The sequence below is a fragment of the Klebsiella sp. K47 genome (assembly GCF_051858335.1).
Taxonomy (GTDB): Bacteria; Pseudomonadota; Gammaproteobacteria; order Enterobacterales; family Enterobacteriaceae; genus Klebsiella; species Klebsiella pneumoniae.
The window spans coordinates 66,111-86,943 of the sequence record NZ_JBPYUI010000024.1; the positions used below are offsets into that span (position 1 = coordinate 66,111).

The following is a 20,833-nucleotide window of genomic DNA, read 5'->3' on the forward strand; positions in this document are numbered from 1 at the left end:
CGGGTTTTGTCGTTCACTCTGGATATAAGATCAGTTCATGGGAAAACTCGCAGCATGCTAGATTGCCTAGAGGTATTAATTATTGGTGATCTGGCGTGGACGATGAAAAATCAAGACAAAGAGAATTAGAACTGACGCTTCAAAGACGCTTAGAGAAGGTAACTCCGGACTTACTTTCTGAATTTTTATTCAAGCGGGGCATAGAGGTGTTCAGGTGCCTTTTGTGCGGAAGTGAGGATATTGGTATCCCTCAATGCAATGTGCATCAGTCAGGGCCTGACGGTGCGTCGTCACGATCTTTTGTCGATTACATAAAGTTAGATGCGGGTGGTCCTAGGTTTTCTCTCATGCACTACCAGTATCGGATCATTTGCCGAAACTGTGGATTTACGCATCATGTCGCTGTTTGGCCAGTATTAAAATGGATTGAGGATGGTGATAACGATGCCAAGTAGAGAAAGGGATCCTGATGTTTCATATATGGCTGACTACCCAAGATTCAATGGTCGTGGGGGTGGTGGTGGAGGTGGTGACATGCATGACAGGATTACCCGTATTGAGACGGTTGCTGAAAACCAGGAGAAGCTAATTAGCGATACAAGAGCTGATTTGCGTGGCATTCGGTCTGACATGAAGTCCATGGAAAACAGGATTGTTGACAAAATGGACGAAAATCAGAAGTGGCTGGTTGGCCTTTTGGTATCGGCAATACTGGTGCCTTTGTTCATCGCGTTGGTTACTAAGTAGCGCTTCGGCGGGTTTTGTCGTATCGCTTCCCCTCTGCTACGATTGCCGCATCATTTACTGATGGGGATAGGGATATGAGCCTTGATGGATTCTCTCGAGATAAAGTCGAATGGTTCAGGTCGTGGGTGCTAAAAAAGAACTTTTTAGAAGTGGTAGATCTTCATTTTCAACTATCTGAGGCTGTAAAAAAGCACTACCGACTGCGCGCAGATCAGAAACATTTGTCTATTGCAATTAGCGCTTGTGAATACATGATTTGCATTTCTGATATTGCCATGGATGCGTTGATAGCCAAGGCGCTTTATCAAATTTATGAATATGAGCAAGTGGTAGGCGATTATCCATACCCTAAAACCTTTTACCGGCCTAGTCACCATGGTTACTATCAACTCGGCGTCTTGCTTCGAAAGTGTAAGAATATTAAGCGTGAAGAACAATTGAACCGAAAGATGCGTGAAGAAGGTTGGGGAGGCGGGGAAATTGAACTATCCCAACTGACAGGAAGTAAGTTTATGGGTTTTAAAATAGGGTAATTACATGAAAAAATTAGCTTTAGTGTTGATGTTAACGGTTTCTTTTGGCGCTGCTTCAGCTACTACAATTTCCATCCCGACCGATTCGAAAGCCAAATACACCATCATAGATAAAAGCTTAAATGGCTCCATGGCGACCATCACGACCATGAGAGAGGGGCCGTCAGGGACATCTTACTCACAGCGCCTGTATGACTGCACATCGTGGACAGTTAAGTATCTTGGTGATGGGGATACGCTGGAACAGATGAAAGCATCCAAGCCTGACGAAGGGATGTCTCCAATAGTTGATAATTCAATAGCGTATTATATAGGCCAAAAGGCCTGTAAATAACCAAACCCGCTCCGGCGGGTTTTTTTATGCCCGGAGTATGCGATGGCAGAAAAAGCAGGTGAAATTTATTATGACATTGAGGCTAACGTATCCGGCCTGATCCAGGCGCAGCAGCAGGTTAATAAGCGTCTTGACCAAATGGACGCCAAGTTTGAGCAATCATCACGATCTGCCGGGCGGTTCGAAGGTGCTTTAAATAAAGTTGGCGTTGCCATTGCAGCAGCTTTCACCATTGATGCAGCGAAGAAGCTTATCGCCATCGGCGACGAGATGGTTACGCTCCAGGCGAGGATAGCCAGACTAAGCCCCAGCATTGACGTGGCCAAAGAAACACTTGCCTCCCTGTCTGCAATCGCGGCTCAAACAGGTAATAGCCTGTCAGAAACTGAGAGGTTATGGGAATCACTGACGACAGCGTTAAAGGAAACTGGCGCCACTAACTCGCAAATTCTCATGTTGACATCGACGCTGCAAAAAATTGGCACGATCGGTGGGTCCTCTACTGAGGAAATGGCAAACGCATTGCGACAGTTCGGCCAGTCTATTTCTGGTGGTATCGTTCGTGCTGACGAGTTCAACTCTATTCTTGAGCAGATGCCTGAACTTGCTCGCCAGATTGCAGCTGGGCTAGGTATACCCTTCGGCGATCTTCGCAAGAGAATGCTGGAAGGTAAACTGACGGCTCAGGATGCTCTGAACGCCATTCAACGTCAGTCGCAGTCGGTCAATGAAGAGTTCGATAAAATGCCGGTCAGCATTGATCGCGCAAAGAACAGCCTCGATGTGGCCTTCAAAAATGCCATTAACGACCTGAACCAGGCAATAGGCCTGACTACGACCCTTGCAGGATTGATGCAGAGCGTCGCGGATAACCTCAATTACTACAACAACAATGTCGGCGATTCTTCAAGAATGCCGAAGCTGATCAAGCTCCAGCAGGATCTGAACAATGAGCTGAAAGACGGCCAGAGATGGTATGAAACTGACTCAGTTTTTCAGGCCAGAAGGGCGCAGGCAGCAGTGCAGCTGAAGCAGATCGAGGGGGAAATAGCCCACATTCGAGCAAAGGCTCAGAAGGACGCCGGAAGCAACCAGTTTAATGCGCCTCCGACCAAAGGCGATGACGCCGCAACCAAGAAGCTGGTTCAAAACTCTGAACGCCGGCTTGCGTTGGCCAAACTTGAAGGCGAGGCGCGAGCCAGGCTTCAGGCCCAATATGATGCAGCTGATGCTGGGGTGACCGATCCGAAGCGAATCAAAGCGCTGCAGGACGAGTACGCCGAAACCTACCGGGTTACGGAGGCCAGGAAGGAAAGCGACAAAGCCGGGAAGCAGTCGGCGTCTACCGCAGATTCAATTGCCCAAAAACTCGAAAACCTTCGCCAGCAGTCTGAGCTTGCAGCGGACTCAACTCAGGAATTGAGCCGTGAGCAGGCGATATTGCGTGCGCAGCAGTCTCTCGGTAAATCGGCTACTCAGGCTCAAATCCAGGAAGCTGGTAAATACGCAGCAGTCGCATGGGATTCAGCCGCAGCGGCGAAGGGGGTAACTGAGGCGCTTAATGCTATTCCAGAACAGGCTGAGAATAAATCCTACGCTGAATCCATGCAGAACCTGAAAGCGGCGCTGAACGCCGGGAAGATTGATCTGCAGGAGTACAACGCAGCCACTGAGCAGATGGAGCAGCAGCATCAGGCCAATCTTGCCAAAATACGCTCGCAGCAGGTGGTTAACCCCACCCAGCAGGCACTTGGCGAAGTTGACCCGGTGCAACAGCTGGCTAACCAGCACGCGCAGGAGCTGGCGCTGATTCAGCAGTTTGAGCAGCAAGGGGTTCTCGCTCATGAGAATGCATTGGCGCTGAAAAATGCCGCTGACCGGCAATATGAGCAGCAGCGGATCGCAGCTCAATGGGAAATCCTGAGCCAGCAAAGCCTCGGCTATAACATGCTGACGAGTGCGGTGGATGCGTTTAGCGGGAATGCCTCCAATGCAATCACCGGCCTGCTAACCGGCACAATGTCAGCGCAGGAGGCGATGCGGTCGCTCGGCAACACCATCCTGAACAGCGTGATCAACAGCATTGTCCAGGTGGGCGTAGAAGCGCTGAAAAACTACATTCTCGGTCAGACGCTCGGTGCCGCATCGGTGGCGACATCAGTCGGACTGGCAGCAACTACCGCATCTGCATGGGCCCCGGCGGCCGCGATGGCATCGCTCGCCTCGTTCGGTGCTAACGCTGGTCCGGCTGCAGCTGGTATCAGTTCGACAGTGGGACTGGCAAACGGACTTGCGCTTGCCGGCGCTCGCTACAACGGCGGCCCGGTATCAGCTGGCGGCCTGTATCAGGTCGGCGAGAAAGGCAAGCCAGAGATTTACCAGGCCAGTACTGGCAAGCAGTACATGATCCCCGGCGATAACGGGAAGGTCATCAGCAATAAGGACATGCAGTCAGGAGGAGTGATCAGCGTGCAGGTGAACGTCATCAACCAGTCTACTGGTGCCACCGTACAGAGTGCCGACGGCTATATGCAGGACGGTAGCGCAGTGGTGGATTTGCTGATCACCGACATGGAAAGAGGCGGCCCCGTATCCTCTCAGATGCAGCAGACATTTGGACTAAGCCGCAAAGCGCAAGGTGCTTACTAAACCCAACCCGCTTCGGCGGGTTTTTTTATGCCCGGAGGAAACGTGGCAACAGTTCAATACCCTCCGTTCCTGCCGCTTCCCCAGCGCGCCGATCAGAACATGACGCAGGATACAGCCTGGCAGACGACGCAGACGGCAGTCGGTCCATTGATAATCACGCCGATCACCACGGACCTGAAAGCGACCTGGACGCTGCAGTGGATATTCACGCTCGCGCAGGCCGAGAGGTTTAAGTCGTGGCTTCGCTCGCCGACGTACTGCGACCGCGGGCGTAACTGGTTCCGGATGCCGATCGATTTGGGTGATACGCAGGGCGTTCAGCAGCAGACGCTGCATTTCGTCGACATGCCGGTGCAGACCAGCAAAAACGGCAACATTGTCACCTGGACCGCAACGGTTATCAGTAACGGTATCGAGGACATTACCGAGGACTACGACGACTGGATTGTTGAGGCCCAGCCTGGCTATGGATACTGGCTGGATTACCTGATAACCGAAGTGATGCCGAGGGCTGACTAATGCCGACTTTGAGAGAATGGAAAGAGCAGCGGCCAGCCAGCGATATCAAACGGACAGTGGAGTTTTACCATCCGGCTTTCGGTTATTACCGGGTAGTAAATAATCTGTTCCGCCCGGCGACGTTTGGCGGCAACTCGTTCGAGCCTGCGCGGTTCAGCGTGACCGAGCCGGCGCAGGACGGAACGGCAGTTATATCCATGACAATCACCTTTGTCGCCGCGACGGAGCACGTGAGGCAGACGCTAAAAAGCTGGCGCGGGGCGGCGCGAATGACGCCGATAAAATGCCTTTATCAGCAGTGGGATGCGATCGGTGATGCATCATCCCTGAAAGACTGGACGCTTTACGTGAATGACATTTCAGCCGATGCCAGCAACGTCACTGTGACCGCCGGCAAGACCAATCCGCTGACGCTGGCCAACTCCATCATTTTCACCACGAAAGACTATCCAGGGCTAATAACCGTATGACACAGAGCGACTTTATCGGGATTGTTAACGGCAAGCCATGGGCTAACCGCGCCTGTAGTTTTGAGCAGATGGACTGCTGGGGCCTGGTGGTTCTCTATTACCGGCATGTGCTCGGTCTGGAGCTGCATCACATCGCTGGCTACGAATCGGGCGCGGATTTCATCACCTGCTACGAACAGGAACACGCCCACTGGCGGCGTGTGCCGGTGGCGGCAACCGGCTGCATCGCCGTTTTTTACCGCGGCGAAGTGCCGGCGCATATCGGTGTGATGATCAGCCCGGTTAAGTGCCTGCATGCCCGCGGCGAATTCGGTTTCGTGCGCTGCGATAGCCCGCTGGCATTACTGAAGGTTTACAGCAAAGTGGAGTACATGGTGCATGGTTCGATATGAGTTACAGAGGCTGCCAGGCGCGCCGCTGCAGCGGGGAACGGTAGATGCCGGCACCACACTGATGAGCTTGCTGGATTCTCTTCAGTTGCACCGCGATGTTATCGTGAAGCTGAATGGCCGAGCTCTGCCTGACGATTACGACATCAGCCGGCCACTGCAATCTGGCGACGTGGTGGCTGTGTTCGACCAGCCAGAGGGCGGGGTAGGCAAACTCATCACCACGATATTGCGTCCGGTCACGAAAATCCTCTCTGGCGCACTGAAGGTGTTCGGCCTGTCGAATAAGCCCAGCGCGTCGGTATCGGTGGCGACAGGCGAATCCCCCAATAATGATCTGACCGGCCAGACGAACCGCGCGCGACTCTACAAGGGTCGCCCGAACATTTACGGCCAGTGCCGCGTCTTTCCTGACCTGATTCAGGAGGCTCTGTTCGAGTTCGTCGACAACAACAAACAGCTTACGGAATGGTTTGAGGTCGGTTACGGCCGGTACACCATCTCCTCGATCCGCTACTCGGAATCGAACCTCGGCAGCCTGGCGGGCGCCAGTTCTGCGATTTATAACCCGGGCGACGTGATCGGCACGATTGAGGTGGGGTATCAGTTCGATGACGTCGATAACGAGACGGTCCCAGGCCTGAATGAGAGCCAGGACTTTCCGGCTCAGACAGCGACCACGACGGCGCCGACATCGGTGGCGATCGAGAGTAATCAGCTCAAAGCCATTGTTCTGTCGAACGATGATAACTTTGCCTACTTTGCGGCGCTGGCGGTACCTCATCCCGTGTCATTCGTCATTAACGCTACCTGGAACGACGGCGGAACAAGCGTCACACGCAACGTCACCGGTGCCGGGAACATCATCTCCTCGGAGAGCTTTATCGGCGACGATACGCTGTCGTACACGACGTTCTATATTGGCGAGCTCTCCGGAGAGATTACATCTCTGCCGGGCAATGCAGTTATCAACCCGACGCTGTTCACTCTGAACGACCAGACCCCTCTGGTTATCGGGCCGTCAGTGTCGCCGATCGTGTCCACTCAGATCTGGGTGCATGTGTTGGTTCAGCTCGGCGCGACGGCCGGCACAACGCAATACCGGATCAAGTTCTGGCAGGTCGATGACGACAACAATCAGGTACCGGGCACATCCGAGCAGCATGATTATTTCTTCGACAATGATTTCCAGGTGACCACACGTTATTTCAGAACGACGCATAAATTCACCCCGGCGGCCGGGGCGGGGCGTTATGCGGTCACTATCGAGCGCCTCGACAACAGCAATGACGCTAACGTCGTGACGCTGATGGCGATCCACGCGGTGAACGTGCGCGAAAACGTCGTGTATCCGGAAGACACAATAGCCCGCATCACGATCAAAGGCTCGAACGACAGCAACAGCAACCGCGAGCAGAAGTACAACATGCTGGCGCAGCGGCATACCATCAGCTACGACCGGACAACCGGCGCGGTCGATTATACGCTGCGGCCGAGTCGCTCGTTTGCTGATGCAATCCTGCATGAGTGGGTGGTTGTCGGTAAACAGGACGTGGCCAGTATTGACGTCGCTGCTCTTTATGCCATTGCAGACTCTTTGCCGGATGCTCAGCTTGGGTATTTCGATTACACCTTCTCGGATGAGAAACAGCCTCTTGGTGAGCGCATAGCGACCATCGCCAATGTGGCCCGAGTTGACGGTAATAACATTGGGGATGTGCTGACATTCTGGCGTGATGAGAAAGTGACAAATCCGGATGCGGTTTTTGCGCGCTCAAACATGTTCTGGGACGAGTACAAGGTCGCCTGGCAAATGTCTCTACCCGGTGGTTATGACGGCGTGGCGCTGGACTACGTTGACCCTCTGACGAACAAGAAGGCGTATATCTACCTTCAAATTGACAGCAGCGGCATCACCGAGGTGGAGGATGCCACTGTTAACGCGATGCAGATCAGCCTGGACGGCTGCCGAAACGCCACTCAGGCGATAGACCGGGCCTGGCTTGAGGCGAGGAAAATCCTTTACTCACGCCTGACCATGACGGTGAAAGTGCTGGAAGAAACGCAGGTCGTGCGCGGAACGGTGGTTCAGTGTCCGGACATGTACGACAACGCGCAGCAGACCGGATACATCACCGGTCGATCCGGGGATGCCTTCTCGACGTCAGAGCGTATCGACTTTTCTCTCGGCGATATGTGGGTGGTGATGACCGACAGCCTCGGCAATTACCGCGGGCGCTGGCGAGCTTATCCGGTAAGCGGCAAAGCCCAGGCATTTCAGGCTGCAGCCGATACCTTCGATCTGAACATTTATGACCGCGAAAATGTGCAAAACCCCAGCCGTTATTTCATCGCTACCGACTCGGAGCTGAACTCCACAATCTGGCGCGTCGATAGCGCCAAACCTAACGGTGATGACACTCAAACGCTTTCCCTGACTGAGTATTCAGACTCGATTTATCCGTAACACACAGCAGTAATTACCAACCTTCGCGCACACCATCAGATTAACTTCTGAGGGATTAGTGCGCCTTTTATAGGGCGACATGCACAATGGCAGAAGTACCGTTACCAACTCCAACCGACAACCCGGTGCCAAGTACTGATATTCGGGACGCAGTTTATGCTGGCGCCATGCTGGATAAGGTTGTCACCGGTCCCGACCTGACATACACCGATCGCCTCGGCGGTGAGCATTACACCGTAGACGGAATTAAGGCGGAAGGGGATAAAGTCGTTGAAGAAACGCGGCAGAACCTGATCCCTCTCAGCCGGCAGTATATGACCCTGGCTGCAGCGCAGGCGGATATAGCGAACATCCCCGAGGGGAGCACCACCTATTACCGAAGCCCTGATGATAGCGCGCTGGCAATTGAGGTAATTAACAATGGTGGTACGTTACAGCCTACTGGCAGGCAAATGCCTTCTCAGGAATCAGTTTTAAACGCAATTTCTGAATATATTTCAAATGGAATTGAAGAGGGAGATTTCCTGCGTGTAGTTGATATTCTTGGATTTGTATTATTCAGGGCAAAAAACTCTGGGGCATTTGGCACTAAAGCTGCGATGGTCAACCCTGACTCTATTTCTCTTTCCGCCCTCTCAATATCGCTTACGAATAATACAGGGCTACGCCTGATGGACCCGTTTGGATTTTATATTGATGTCGTAGATAAAAATGGTGTAGTAGCCCCGCGAGCCATGCAGGTTGCGCGGGATGGTTCATTTGCCACGTCTTTGCTGGCATTGAAGAAAAACGATCTATCCCTAACGGATTTCAGGCTTCAGTCCACTGATTCAGCGTGGTTGGCCATAGCCGATAATTTTGGTTTCTATAAAACCATCATTGATAAAGATGGTAATTTAGTTGACAGCGGAGGTGGTGGCGGCGATGTGCCTGCTATTGATGTCAGAGATAATGCGAATAAAGCGTACTGGGAGAAAGTAAGAAGCAAATATAACGCTGCTATACAGCGGCCGGTGGCGAATCTTAATCATATCGTCTGGTATGGGCAGTCCCTGGCTTCTAACCAGGAAGGATGGCCGGCACTCAGTAAAGTGGCGAAAGCGCTCTATGATAACCTGATGCTGGGAGACAGCTGCCGTCCTAACAGCCGGACCGACCCCACTTTTACGCCTCTGGGTACAGCAGTTCTTAACCCGCTCAAAGCCGTTGTGCAGACGTCTGACGGTAGCGCGCTGATGAGCGATGCCGATGTCGCAGCTCTCCCGCGCGGCTCTGTAAACGAAGGTGAGGGCGCCGTCGCGTGCGTAAACTTCTTCCGCAAATTGTGGCTGCAGTCGCAGGGGCTTATGCAGGATAGCAATCGTCGACTGGTGCTCTCAAACTGCGCCGTCAACGGGCGCACCATTGAGCAGTTGTCGAAGGGGGCAAGTCCTGAACTCTATAACCGTGTCCGCGAGGCTATATCGCGTGTTAAGACGATCGCATCCAGTCAAAGCCTGACATATCGCGTCGCCGCATTCACCTGGTTACAGGGGGAGTGGAACTACGGAACGGGATATGGTGGAAATGATACGAAGGATGGTTATAAAGCTCTTCTGGCTCAACTCTACAGCGATCTTTTATCCGACTTTTGCGCAGATCAGGACCCAGCCGCCCTGTTTATTTATCAGACGAGCGGAAAATATACCAACGACAACAAAAACCTGGCTATTGGTATGGCCCAGTTGGAGTTTTCTCTGGAAAACGAAAACTGCTATATGGTTGGTCCATCGTATCCATATACAGATAAAGACGGGCACTTAGATCCTAACGGTTACCGCTGGCAGGACATGCAGTTCGCCAAAGTCATGCACCGGGTGCTGAATCTTGGCGAGGGATGGGAATCATTACATTGTCGCAATGCAACCCTGACAGATAATGTTGCTTTGCTTGATTATGTTGTTCCGGCACCTCCTCTGCAATGGGGAAAACCGTTTGTCATTCTACAGGCTACTGATTATACGGATAAGGGATACAGGGCTACAGATTTAACTGGTGATCTGCCGATAACCTCGGTAGAGATTGTCGCTGATACGATAGTTCAAATAACGTTTGGTCGCACGCCAGTGAGGCCAGTTAATATCTGGTATGCAGATAAAACTGTGCATAACGGTAATGGATGTCTTACGGATTCAGACACATTTCAGGCATCTGAACTATACGAATATAACGCAGGGACAGGGCAGTATTCTGAGGCAAATATAGCCTCAATGGTCAATAAACCTTATCCACTGAATAACTGGGCTGATGCACAGTACATCACTATTGCATAAAGGAAATAATTCATGGGCATGATTTTACGCACCAACACTGACACGTTGAGCATTTCAGATCCTGATGGGGTCAGCCTCCCTTTCGATACTACCGGCCTGGCGTATTTTAATATCTATGGAAAGGGGAACCTTACGGCAAATTATGCCAGCGGCGGCGCCCCTGCTGCCGTGGTTGGCTCCCCAACGCTCAGTGGTGAATGGCTGCATTTGACGGGTCAGACAAACTACCTGACAACCGCTGTTGCCGATAGCACAGGTTTAACCGCTATCGGGGTAGCAAAATGGCCCGGATCAACGGGGTCAAACAGGGCGCCTATCGTATCTAACTACAACGGGACTATTGGTAAAACCCTTTCGTTCCTGGGGACCACGCAACTGCAATTTTCAGCCCCTTACACCAATAACAGCACATCTGTAGATGGTAACGTTTCGCGGCAGTTTAACGTCGCGGTTAACACGCCTTTGCTGGTTATGGGACGTACTGGACTGGTAGCGAACCAGATGACAACGCGTGATATTACCGGCGGTACTAATGACGCTTACACGCCATCCGGCCAAACTGCGAAGAATGGAACCCAGCCGTTCTATATCGGCGGCGCGCCTACCTCTATAGGAAATGTCGCACTGGACCTGGGGGCCCTGTTTATTTTTAACCGTGCCCTGTCTGATAACGATGTGCTGTCGGTATCCTCTTACCTGCGCAGCTACTACGCATCGAAAGGGATCACAATTTAATCCTGCCTCACGCTTCGCTTGACCTTCGTTTTCGATAAAACTACTGTATATAAAAACAGTATTTATCGGAGGGCAGATCATGCTTCGACAGTCAGACATCGCCGCGGCTTTCCGCGAGTCCATTCTGCGCAGTTCTAAGGGGTTTCAGTACCTTCACACCCGCGACTTCGTTACTGCGCTTCGCCGGCGTGGCATCCACTTTTCCGAGGTGGAGGCGAACTACTGGATCGCTCGCGAGCAGACGTATTTTGTCGATAAGACGCCGGACCATAGTGAAAACAGGCTGTGGATGATGGCCAACATGGGGAGGGTGATCTAATGGGCTTTCCTTCACCCGCGACGGATTACGTCGAGCAGCGACTGTCTGTCAACTCGATCTGCAATGTTGGGCCTAATACGTTGCTCTTCGAACGGTCTGGCGGTTACGTTGTGCTGGATATCTCCCTGAAACCAAGGCAGGGAAGTCAGGTTCTGATCCAGCACGGTGGCGGGACGGAGCTTGCCACGCTGAGAGGAAAGTCTCTGATTACCGAAGACGGCGAAGCGATCGAGGGCGAGGCTCTGGACGATGTTACTGTCGCCGGCGTTGTGACACATATTATTTGTGATGTACGAAGCGATAGCCTGGCTGTTTAACCATGAAAGAGTGGTGCGCACCGAAAATTACATGATTAACTAGCGTGCTAATGATGCGCTGTTATTGTGATGAGGTAAACCGGCGAGTTTGCGATCTGGATAGCTGCTCGCAGATTTTGGCATCTCAGGAGATGGCGCGGATGGCATCCTGATCCTGGAAGAATTCGCGTGACGGGTGTGTCGTAGATGTGGCGTGACAGGAATGCACGATAAAGACAGGGATGTATTCAAACGACACGAAACGACACAAAACCGGATGCGAACGCGGTAAACATGTGTGATTACAGTGAGTTATTTAACGCTCTACTTTCTTCTAAGCCGTAGGTCACAGGTTCGAATCCTGTAGGGCGCGCCATTCAATATCAGCTTCTTATCCTCTTGCTGCTTTTTCGTACCGGACACCATTTTCCCTATCCTGTAACCTGGCTGTGCTATTGCGGTTGAAAAACATATTTCAACTACGTGTTAATACATTCGTTATTTGCCCCTGCCGTCTATTTTGCTGCGCAAAAGTCATTATCCTAAAAACGATCCTCATTCATTATTTCATGTTCACATACCGTAAGTTTCATGCTTAAATCCGCGCAACATATAATGGAATATGTTTTTGCACTGCACGTTAAGTAATAACGAGAACACGGATGAAATCTCTGTATTTGGCTCTGGGACTAATGACGCTGAGTCTGACCACCTACGCCGCTTTTTTATCGCCAGCCGATCGCGACAGCGTTGAGCAACAGCAGCAACAATTACTGCGTCAGAACCAGCAGCAACGTGAATCGCTGGAGCGCGCCACGCCAAGCCTTCACGCGGCGATGCCTGCGCAGCCTGAAGCCTCTGATGGTCCCTGTTTTTCAATCCATCGCATCGCGTTAGATGGCGCGACGCTTATTGATCCGCGTCAGCAGCAAAAAATAGTCCGGCCCTGGCTTGGGCAGTGCATGGATATTGCGCGTATTACTAAACTCGTAAATATTATTTCCGACTGGTATATCAGTCGGGGATATATTACCAGCCGCGCTTTTCTGACCGAGCAAGATTTACGTTCCGGGGTATTACATCTGACTATTCTTGAAGGAAAGCTCGAAAAAATCGCCATGGAAGGGGCGGCTAAACGTGAGTTAACAATGGCGTTTCCAGGGCTGGAAGGCCATATTCTTAACCTGCGTGATATCGAACAGGGGATGGAGCAGATTAACCGCACGCGCGCGACGCCTGTGCAAATTGAAATCCAGCCGGGCGAAAAACCTGGCGGCTCCATCGTTAACCTGACGGCGACAGCGGAGCACCCACTTTTGTTGTCGATGAGCGTCGACAACAGCGGCCAGAAGAGTACAGGTAGCGGACAAATCAACGCGGGTTTAACAGGCAACAATCTTTTAGGGCTGGCCGATCGCTGGTTTGTCAGCGGCGGGCGCAGCAGCGCGTTTTCGAATGCCAAAGACGCGCAGAATATTGCCGCAGGGGTCAGCATTCCTTACGGTTATACGCTGTTTGACTACAGCTACAGCTGGAATAATTACCTGAGTACACTCGATAACCACGGCTGGATCTGGCGTTCCAGCGGTGACACCGAAACCCACCGGCTAAACTTCTCACAGGTTCTCTTTCGCAATGGCGACCTGAAAACGGGTCTCTCCGCCGGACTGAGTTATCGGACCAACCACAATTATCTCGACGATGTTTTGCTGCAAAGCAGTAGCCGTAAGTTGACGACACTGCTGTTTGGCCTCAACCACACGCAAAAAATGTTTGCCGGGATTACCACCTTCAACCCCACGTTTTCCCGCGGAATGCCGTGGTTTGGTGCCGAAAGTGACGGTAATAAACCGGGCGATTTGCCAAAAGCGGAATTCAGAAAATGGAGTCTGAGCGCCAGCTTTCAGCGCCCGTTGCTCAACGATCTCTGGTGGCTTAGCAGCCTTTACGGCCAGTGGTCTCCGGACCGCTTATATGGCAGCGAGCGCCTGACCTTAGGCGGGGAAAGCTCAGTACGTGGTTTTAAAGAACAGTACATTTCAGGGGACAATGGCGGTTACTGGCGTAATGAACTGAACTACGCGCTTTTTACGCTCCCCGCCATTGGGCAGGTCGGCGCTCTGGTCGCACTGGATGGCGGCTGGTTGCATGCTGACCGACTCGATCCCAGAGCCGCCGGAACTTTGTGGGGCGCCGCGGTAGGGTTGACCACGGCAAATCGCTGGTTATCCGCCTCTTTTACCGCAGGCAGTCCTCTGGCGTATCCGGACTGGCTTGGGCCCGATCACCTCAATCTCTATTACCGCGTTGCTGTGGCATTTTAAAGGATTATCGTTATGCATCAGCCTTCCGTACGCTTGTCATCGCGTCTGCTAAGTTACCTGATTAGCGTCCTGCTGGCCGGGCAGCCGCTCCTGCCTGCCCTTGGCGCAGCGATCGCACCCCAGGGCGCCACCGGTGTGGATAGCGCCGCCAATGGCGTGCCGGTTGTTAATATTGCCACCCCGAACGGCCGCGGGATTTCACATAACCAGTTTAAGGATTATCACGTCGGTCAGGAGGGGGTAATCCTCAACAATGCGACCGGGAAGCTTAATCAGACCCAGCTCGGTGGCCTGATCCAGAACAACCCGAATCTGCAGGCCGGGAGGGAAGCGAAGGGCATCATTAACGAAGTGACTGGTGGCCACCGCTCGCAATTGAACGGGTATACCGAAGTCGCAGGCAAGGCGGCGAACGTGATGGTTGCCAACCCCTATGGCATCACCTGTAACGGCTGCGGCTTTATTAACACTCCCCAGGCAACCTTGACCACTGGCAAACCCGTGTTTGATGCGGCGGGAAATTTGCAGGCGCTGGAGGTCGCGAAGGGAACCATCTCCATTGAAGGCAAAGGCATTGACTCCAGCGGCAGCGATGCGTTGTCGATTATCTCCCGAGCGACGGAAGTGAATGCGGCGGTTCATGCCAGGGACTTATCGGTGATTGCCGGGGCTAACCGGGTGGATAGCCATGGCACTGTCACCCCAATAAGCGGAGAAGGTCAGCCCCCGACGCTGGCGGTGGATACCGGGGCGCTGGGCGGTATGTACGCCAATCGTATTCGTCTGGTGTCGAGCGAAAACGGCGTGGGGGTGAACCTCGGCGACCTGACCGCGCGTCAGGGCGATATCACCCTTGAAGCGAATGGCAGGCTTGCTTTGCGTCACTCACTGGCCAGCGGCGCGATCGCCGTTCGCGGCCAGCATATTGCGCTTACCGGCGATCACAAGGCCGGGGGCGCAATCACATTGCATAGTCAGAGCGATTTGGCATTGAGCAAAGGGTCCCTGACCAGCGATACCGATCTGCGGCTGACCGCGGGCGGTTCAATCACGCAAAGCAGTGAAAAACTGACCGCCGGACGGGATGTCTCATTAACGGCCAGTGCCATCCGCCAGGATAGCGAGAGCCAAATCGATGCGGGTCGCCAGATCGCGCTGCGGGCCGGCGACAGCGTGACGAATGAGGGAAGAATGACGGCCACTGACGATCTTTCGGTGACCGCGAAGACGCTGGCCCATCATGGCGCCCTGATCGCTGGCAACGCTATCTCCCTTGATGCCGCCCGCCAGACGTTGAATGGCGCGATAAACGCCACCGGCGATATCACGGTATCGGGGGAGACAATCGCCACCAGCGCGGCATCGCAAATCCAGGGAAAACACCTGCATATTGCGGCGAAACAGGTTGATTTAAAAGGGACTCAGGCGGCGAAATCCGCTCTCACCGTGCGCGCCAGCGAAAAACTGACCCACAGTGGTAAAAGCAGTGCTGATATCCTGTCATTGCAAGCCCCGCAACTCAGCAATAGCGGTGTGGCCATCGCCTCCAGGCTGACCACGCAATCGCAGTCTCTCACCAACAATGGCTTGCTACAGGGCGAGGCTCAACTTTCTGTTACCAGCCAAACGTTGAATAACCAGCAGGACGGTACGCTCTATAGCGCGGCAAATCTGACGCTCGCTATCCCGGATATCCGCAATCGCGGGCTTATCACCAGCGACCACGCGCTCACCCTGGCCAGCACGACCCTGATCAATCCAGGTGCCATCATCGCCGATACGTTAACGGTTAAAACCGTCACTTTATCCGATGACGGTCTGCTTCAGGGTAATCAGGCACTCACGCTCACCGGCGATTCGCTGGCTCAGGGGGCCACAGGACGTTGGCTGACCGCAGGGGATATGTCGCTCACCGCGACGACGCTAAACGCCGCAGGCGCCATACAAGGGCAGCAACTGCGTATTAATACTCAGGACTGGCGGCAAAGCGGTTCTCTCCTGGCGACAGGCAATCTGGATGCCACCGTCAGCGGCGCATTGCTCAATGATGGCGACATCATGAGCCAGCGAGATTTCATCCTTCAAACCCCCTCCCTGACAAACAGCGGCAAGCTCCTTGCCGCCGGCGATATGTCGTTAACGGGAGCCCTGTTCAACAACAATGGTTCGCTGCAGGCAAGCCGGATCGCACTGACGCAGGAGACGATCGACAATCAAGGGACCGTTATCGGGCTTGACGCGCTCACGCTTAGCAGCAACGGAACCGTGGATAACCGCGGCGATCTGCTAAGCCAGGGCGACCTGACACTCTCCGCTGGCGATATCGCTAACCACGGACGGGTGCAGGGGAAAACCATCGTTATTGAGGGCGCGAACCTCAGTAATAGCGGCGCGATCCAGAGCGCGGTCGATCTGGCGTTAACGCTCAGCGGCGATCTGCAGGCGATTAACAGCAGTAAAATGACTGCCCTGAGGGATGTCCATATCAGCGGCCACGCGCTCAGCAATGAGGGGATGGTGAGCGCCAGCACGCTGACGATGGAAGGTGACTCGCTGAGCAACAGCGGAGAGATTAGCGGGGTAAGCCATCTTGACGTATTGCTGAATGGCGATCTGCAGCAGCAGGGCAAATTGCTGACCGGGGGATCGCTTGTCCTCCATGCGCAAGACCTGAACAACAGCGGTCAGTTGCAGGGGGCGAATACGCAGATTAGCGTGGCTTCGCTCAGCAACAGCGGACGCCTGCAGGGGGACCGCAATCTGACGCTGATCTTGCTAAAAGCGCTCAACAACCAGGCCAACGGGACCATCCTCAGTCAGGGGGAGCTGTCGCTGAGGGCGTCTGCGCTCAGCAATCACGGCACGATCCAAAGCCATGGCGCAACCAGCCTCAACAGTACCTTATATGCCCGCAACGCCGGCAACATTGTCTCTGGTGGAGACCTGACGCTTTCCACTCCAGACTACAGCGGCAGCGGCTGGTTGCAGGCAACCCATCTCCTTCTGGACGCGGCGAAGATCGCCAACGCAGGCACGATGCTGGCGGCAAATCAGGCCACGCTGACGGGGAGCACGCTATTAAACAGCGGCACCGTTCAGGCCGCACAGTTAAGTGCCGACACCCGGACACTGGCCAACAGCGGCACCTTGTTCGGCAAGCAGAACCTGTTGCTTTACAGCGACAGCGTAAACAACGACGCGGGCAAACTCTTCAGCGGCGGCGATCTTCTGGCGAACGTCGCCTCCCTCAGCGGTGCGGGTCAGATAGTCGCCCTGGGTAATCTGACGCTGGCGCTGGTCAACAGCTGGATCGCTCAGGGAACTGTGGCAGCAAACAAACAGCTTGTCATCAGCAGCCAGAGCGATATCACCAACGCTGGAGCCTTACAGGGCAATGGCGTAACGCTGACCGCCGCCGGGCAGCTCATCAATAACGGTCAACTGGTAGCTGGCAACGGCAATACGGCATTGACCGGGCAACAGATTGCGATGAATGGGGAAGGTTCCCTGCAGGCGGGTGGGGACGTGAGCCTGACCAGCCTTGGCCATATCACGCTTGATGGCTTTACCGGTACGGCGGGAAACCTGGTGTTAACGGCCACCGGAACGATCCTCAACACCGCCTTGCTGTATGCGGGCCATAATCTCTCGCTGTTTGCCAACCGCATTCATAACCTGCACGGCGACATACTGGCGGGTAATGACCTGGTGATGCAAAAAAACGCCAGCGGTGATACCAACACTGAAGTGATTAACACCTCTGGAACGATTGAAACCACGCAGGGTGACATGACCATCAGCACCGGGTACTTGCTCAATCAGCGTGATGGGCTGGAGGTGAAGATTTCGCAGACTAGCGGCGAGCAGGCCATTCCGGGTCTCGGAGAGGCGATAATCGATGTCGATATCAGCCAGCTGGCTGACGGGACGTACGGCCTGAGCAGCTATTTGGCGTCAAGCGAGTCAGGGGCATGTAACGGTCATGGCGCCTGCAGCTATCACAACTGGAACCAGCTCTATTATGCAATGTACGCCGAATCAGCACAGCAGAAGTTTATCGGCAGCCAGACGCGGACGGAGGTCACCAGCCGGGGCGGGGCAGCACGCCTTGCCGCGGGGAAAAATCTACATATTAGCGCCAGCACGCTGGAGAACGTTGCCAGCCATATTCTGGCAACGGGCGATATCGCGTTAACGGGAAATACGCTCAACAATCAGAGCTGGCAGGCCGGTACCGTCACTGACTGGTATATCTATCAGTACGACCCGCACCGCTATGGCTACAACATTGGCTTTGGCAAGGGCGCCGGTTACGCCGTTGCGCCGGGGGCGCCTTATCCCACGGATGACAATAACTATGAGGATGCGCAGCCCGAACGCTCTACCATTGGTTTTACCCTGGCCGGGCATGAATCCACGGCCGAACAGGGAGAGATTTACCGTTCGGTGATCCAGGCTGGCGGCAACGTCAGCGCCAGTTTCGCCAGCGACATCAGCAACACCAACAGCATCGCTAATGCGGATAAAATAAGCAACACGCTTGTCGCGCCTGACCTGAACACACCTTCAGCGCAACTCACTGACGACAGTGAGAGCCTGCAGTCCCTCGCCGGGGCTGATACCGCCGCGATGACTCGCCCGGACTGGAACGACACAACCGGTAGCGGCAGCCAGACCATCGGCAACGGTACGGCGCTCGTTCAGGAACCGCTGGGCGATAACTATCCGCTGCCGTCCGGCATCAACGGCTATTTTGTCACGTCCGACGATCCGGGCAGCCCATATCTGATCACGGTCAATCCGAAGCTCAACGGCCTGGGCCAGCTCGATCCGTCGCTGTTTGGCGATCTGTATAAGCTGGCGGGCATGAATCCAGGCGGCGCGCCACGCGAGACGGGTAGCCAGTACACCGATGGCGACTCGTTCCTTGGCTCGTCATATATGCTGGATCGCCTGGGGCTTAACCCTGACAGCGATTATCGTTTTCTGGGCGATGCGGCGTTTGATACTCGGTATGTCAGCAACGTGGTGCTGAACCAGACCGGGTCACGCTATCTTGATGGCCTCGGCTCTGATCTCGATCAGATGCGTTATCTGATGGACAACGCGGCCGACGTGCAGACCACGCTTGGCCTGACGTTTGGCGTGGCGCTCACCGCCGCACAGGTGGCGGCGCTCAATCGCAGCATTCTGTGGTGGGAGCCCGCAACGCTTAATGGTCGGACCGTGATGGTGCCGAAAGTTTACCTGTCGCCGAAGGACGTTAGCGTCCGGAACGGTAGCGTAATCAGCGGCAATACCGTGCAACTGGCAGGGGGCAATATCAGCAACAGCGGCAGTACGTTGCTGGCGCGAGACGGCCTTGCCATTGACAGCAGTAATAGCTTCAGCAACCTTAACGCCGGACTTATCCGCGCGGATGGCCGTCTTGACCTGAGCGCGTCGGGCGATATCAATAACATTGGTTCGACGATATCGGCGAAAACGCTGCAGCTGGTAAGCACCGGCGGTAGCATCAATAACGTCACCCGCACTGAGCAGTGGCGTGTTGGCGATGACAACCGCTGGGGCAATATTCAGTTCAGCGGTACCGATAGCGAGCAAACGGCTGCCATTACTGCCAGCGACGGCCTGTATATGGCCGCGGCGAACACGATCAATATAACCGGAGCGACGGTGAGCGCCGGCGGCGATCTGGCGATGGAAACCGGGAGCAACATCAATATTGCCGCCAACCAGTTCACCGAGAGTCGCAGCCAGTCTGGCTTCTGGGGCCAGAAACACAGTCGTTCCTCATCCACAACGTATCAGAGCAGCAGCATTACGGCGGGCGGTAACGCGATAATGCGGGCGGGTAGCGATCTGAACGTGACGGCCAGCGCCATCAATGCGGGTCACACCGCGCAGCTGGTGGCGGCCAATGACCTGAACCTGAACGCGGCGGGTAACGAACAGAGCAGCCGCACGGGCGGCAGCGAAAGCCATCAGAGCGGCGCAGACCGCAGCACGGTGACCGCAGGCGACAAGGTAACGCTGGTGGCCGGGCGGGATGTGACCAGTCAGGCGGCGGGCATCGCAGCGGAAGGGAATGTCGGTATTCAGGCCGGACGCGATGTGAATCTGCAGGCGGAAGCCACCACCGCAGGCAGTAGCAGTCATAGCGGTAAGAAAACCGTTATCGATGAATCCGTGCGCCAGCAGGGTACCGACATTGCCAGCGGCGGCAGCACTACGATTATTGCTGGACGCGACGTCAACGCCGAAGCGGCGCAGGTGACTGCCAGCGGGAATATCGGCCTGGCGGCGGGCCGTGATGTGAACCTGACCACGGCGACGGAAAGTGATTACCACTACAAAGAAGAGACGAAGACCAAAAAGGGGTTCCTGAGTAAGAAAACCACGCATACCATCGAAGAGGAGAGCGCCACCCGTGAAGCCGGTACGCTGTTAAGCGGAGATCAGGTTCAGGTGCTGGCAGAGAATAATCTTCTGCTGCAGGGCTCGGCGGTGGTGGGTGAGGGTGATGTTCAGCTCCACGCAGGTAATAATGTCGAGATCACGGCGGCGACCAATACCGATACCGCCTGGCGATTTAAAGAAGAGAAAAAATCCGGCCTGACGGGAACCGGGGGGATCGGGTTCTCCATAGGCAGCAGTAAAACCACGCACGAGCTGCGTGAAGCAGGCACCACCCAGAGCCAGAGTGCTTCCACGACGGGAAGTACGGGCGGTAGCGTGG

14 protein-coding genes are annotated in these 20,833 nt (G+C 54.5%); all 14 read left to right on the top strand.

Annotated elements, in window-relative coordinates; all coding sequences use genetic code 11:
- The first annotated feature begins 444 nt into the window (after positions 1-444).
- Positions 445-747 carry a hemolysin XhlA family protein gene (locus RRF55_RS20975; RefSeq protein ID WP_223953206.1) on the top strand — a complete coding sequence of 101 codons (303 nt, stop codon included), beginning with the start codon at positions 445-447 and terminating at the stop codon, positions 745-747.
- A gap of 74 nt (positions 748-821) precedes the next feature.
- Positions 822-1,280 carry a hypothetical protein gene (locus RRF55_RS20980; protein ID WP_020805227.1) on the top strand — a complete coding sequence of 153 codons (459 nt, stop codon included), beginning with the start codon at positions 822-824 and terminating at the stop codon, positions 1,278-1,280.
- A 4-nt stretch (positions 1,281-1,284) separates the two neighbouring features.
- On the top strand, positions 1,285-1,614 hold the full coding sequence (locus RRF55_RS20985; protein WP_072065634.1) for a hypothetical protein: 330 nt from the start codon (positions 1,285-1,287) through the stop codon (positions 1,612-1,614).
- A gap of 42 nt (positions 1,615-1,656) precedes the next feature.
- The gene (locus tag RRF55_RS20990) at positions 1,657-4,263 is read left to right on the top strand and encodes a tape measure protein (RefSeq protein ID WP_232706184.1); all 2,607 of its coding nucleotides are present in this window, start codon (positions 1,657-1,659) and stop codon (positions 4,261-4,263) included.
- Positions 4,264-4,305: 42 nt separating this feature from the next.
- Positions 4,306-4,782: a hypothetical protein gene (locus RRF55_RS20995; RefSeq protein ID WP_232706186.1), complete on the top strand. Its 477-nt coding sequence runs from the start codon at positions 4,306-4,308 to the stop codon at positions 4,780-4,782.
- Entirely contained in the window at positions 4,782-5,252 is a 471-nt protein-coding gene (locus tag RRF55_RS21000) for a hypothetical protein (protein ID WP_023301685.1), read from the top strand. The genes RRF55_RS20995 and RRF55_RS21000 overlap by 1 nt, the downstream gene beginning before the upstream one ends.
- Positions 5,249-5,644: an NlpC/P60 family protein gene (locus RRF55_RS21005; protein ID WP_136049289.1), complete on the top strand. Its 396-nt coding sequence runs from the start codon at positions 5,249-5,251 to the stop codon at positions 5,642-5,644. Before RRF55_RS21000 ends, RRF55_RS21005 begins: the two co-directional genes overlap by 4 nt.
- The gene (locus tag RRF55_RS21010) at positions 5,631-8,108 is read left to right on the top strand and encodes a sulfur carrier protein ThiS (protein WP_232706188.1); all 2,478 of its coding nucleotides are present in this window, start codon (positions 5,631-5,633) and stop codon (positions 8,106-8,108) included. The genes RRF55_RS21005 and RRF55_RS21010 overlap by 14 nt, the downstream gene beginning before the upstream one ends.
- A gap of 86 nt (positions 8,109-8,194) precedes the next feature.
- The gene (locus RRF55_RS21015) at positions 8,195-10,420 is read left to right on the top strand and encodes a sialate O-acetylesterase (RefSeq protein WP_232706190.1); all 2,226 of its coding nucleotides are present in this window, start codon (positions 8,195-8,197) and stop codon (positions 10,418-10,420) included.
- Between the two features lie 12 nt (positions 10,421-10,432).
- Complete coding sequence (locus RRF55_RS21020; protein WP_232706193.1) at positions 10,433-11,155, top strand: hypothetical protein; 723 nt, start codon at positions 10,433-10,435, stop codon at positions 11,153-11,155.
- Between the two features lie 79 nt (positions 11,156-11,234).
- Positions 11,235-11,474: a hypothetical protein gene (locus tag RRF55_RS21025; protein WP_232706195.1), complete on the top strand. Its 240-nt coding sequence runs from the start codon at positions 11,235-11,237 to the stop codon at positions 11,472-11,474.
- A complete protein-coding gene (locus RRF55_RS21030; RefSeq protein WP_087812546.1) occupies positions 11,474-11,791 on the top strand; it encodes a hypothetical protein in 318 nt (105 codons plus the stop codon). The genes RRF55_RS21025 and RRF55_RS21030 overlap by 1 nt, the downstream gene beginning before the upstream one ends.
- Before the next feature lie 641 nt (positions 11,792-12,432).
- Positions 12,433-14,094, top strand: coding sequence for a ShlB/FhaC/HecB family hemolysin secretion/activation protein (locus RRF55_RS21035; RefSeq protein ID WP_032414615.1), 1,662 nt, complete (start codon positions 12,433-12,435; stop codon positions 14,092-14,094).
- Positions 14,095-14,106: 12 nt separating this feature from the next.
- Positions 14,107-20,833 (top strand): two-partner secretion domain-containing protein (locus tag RRF55_RS21040; protein WP_431538872.1); only part of this gene is annotated, 6,727 nt, incomplete at its 3' end.

What these genes read in the sequence shown, in the direction of transcription:
- RRF55_RS20975 (WP_223953206.1), top strand. Translation starts at nt 445, where the DNA reads ATGCCAAGTAGAGAAAGGGATCCTGATGTTTCATATATGGCTGACTAC.
- RRF55_RS20980 (WP_020805227.1), top strand. Translation starts at nt 822, where the DNA reads ATGAGCCTTGATGGATTCTCTCGAGATAAAGTCGAATGGTTCAGGTCG.
- RRF55_RS20985 (WP_072065634.1), top strand. Translation starts at nt 1,285, where the DNA reads ATGAAAAAATTAGCTTTAGTGTTGATGTTAACGGTTTCTTTTGGCGCT.
- RRF55_RS20990 (WP_232706184.1), top strand. Translation starts at nt 1,657, where the DNA reads ATGGCAGAAAAAGCAGGTGAAATTTATTATGACATTGAGGCTAACGTA.
- RRF55_RS21000 (WP_023301685.1), top strand. Translation starts at nt 4,782, where the DNA reads ATGCCGACTTTGAGAGAATGGAAAGAGCAGCGGCCAGCCAGCGATATC.
- RRF55_RS21005 (WP_136049289.1), top strand. Translation starts at nt 5,249, where the DNA reads ATGACACAGAGCGACTTTATCGGGATTGTTAACGGCAAGCCATGGGCT.
- RRF55_RS21010 (WP_232706188.1), top strand. Translation starts at nt 5,631, where the DNA reads ATGGTTCGATATGAGTTACAGAGGCTGCCAGGCGCGCCGCTGCAGCGG.
- RRF55_RS21015 (WP_232706190.1), top strand. Translation starts at nt 8,195, where the DNA reads ATGGCAGAAGTACCGTTACCAACTCCAACCGACAACCCGGTGCCAAGT.
- RRF55_RS21020 (WP_232706193.1), top strand. Translation starts at nt 10,433, where the DNA reads ATGGGCATGATTTTACGCACCAACACTGACACGTTGAGCATTTCAGAT.
- RRF55_RS21025 (WP_232706195.1), top strand. Translation starts at nt 11,235, where the DNA reads ATGCTTCGACAGTCAGACATCGCCGCGGCTTTCCGCGAGTCCATTCTG.
- RRF55_RS21030 (WP_087812546.1), top strand. Translation starts at nt 11,474, where the DNA reads ATGGGCTTTCCTTCACCCGCGACGGATTACGTCGAGCAGCGACTGTCT.
- RRF55_RS21035 (WP_032414615.1), top strand. Translation starts at nt 12,433, where the DNA reads ATGAAATCTCTGTATTTGGCTCTGGGACTAATGACGCTGAGTCTGACC.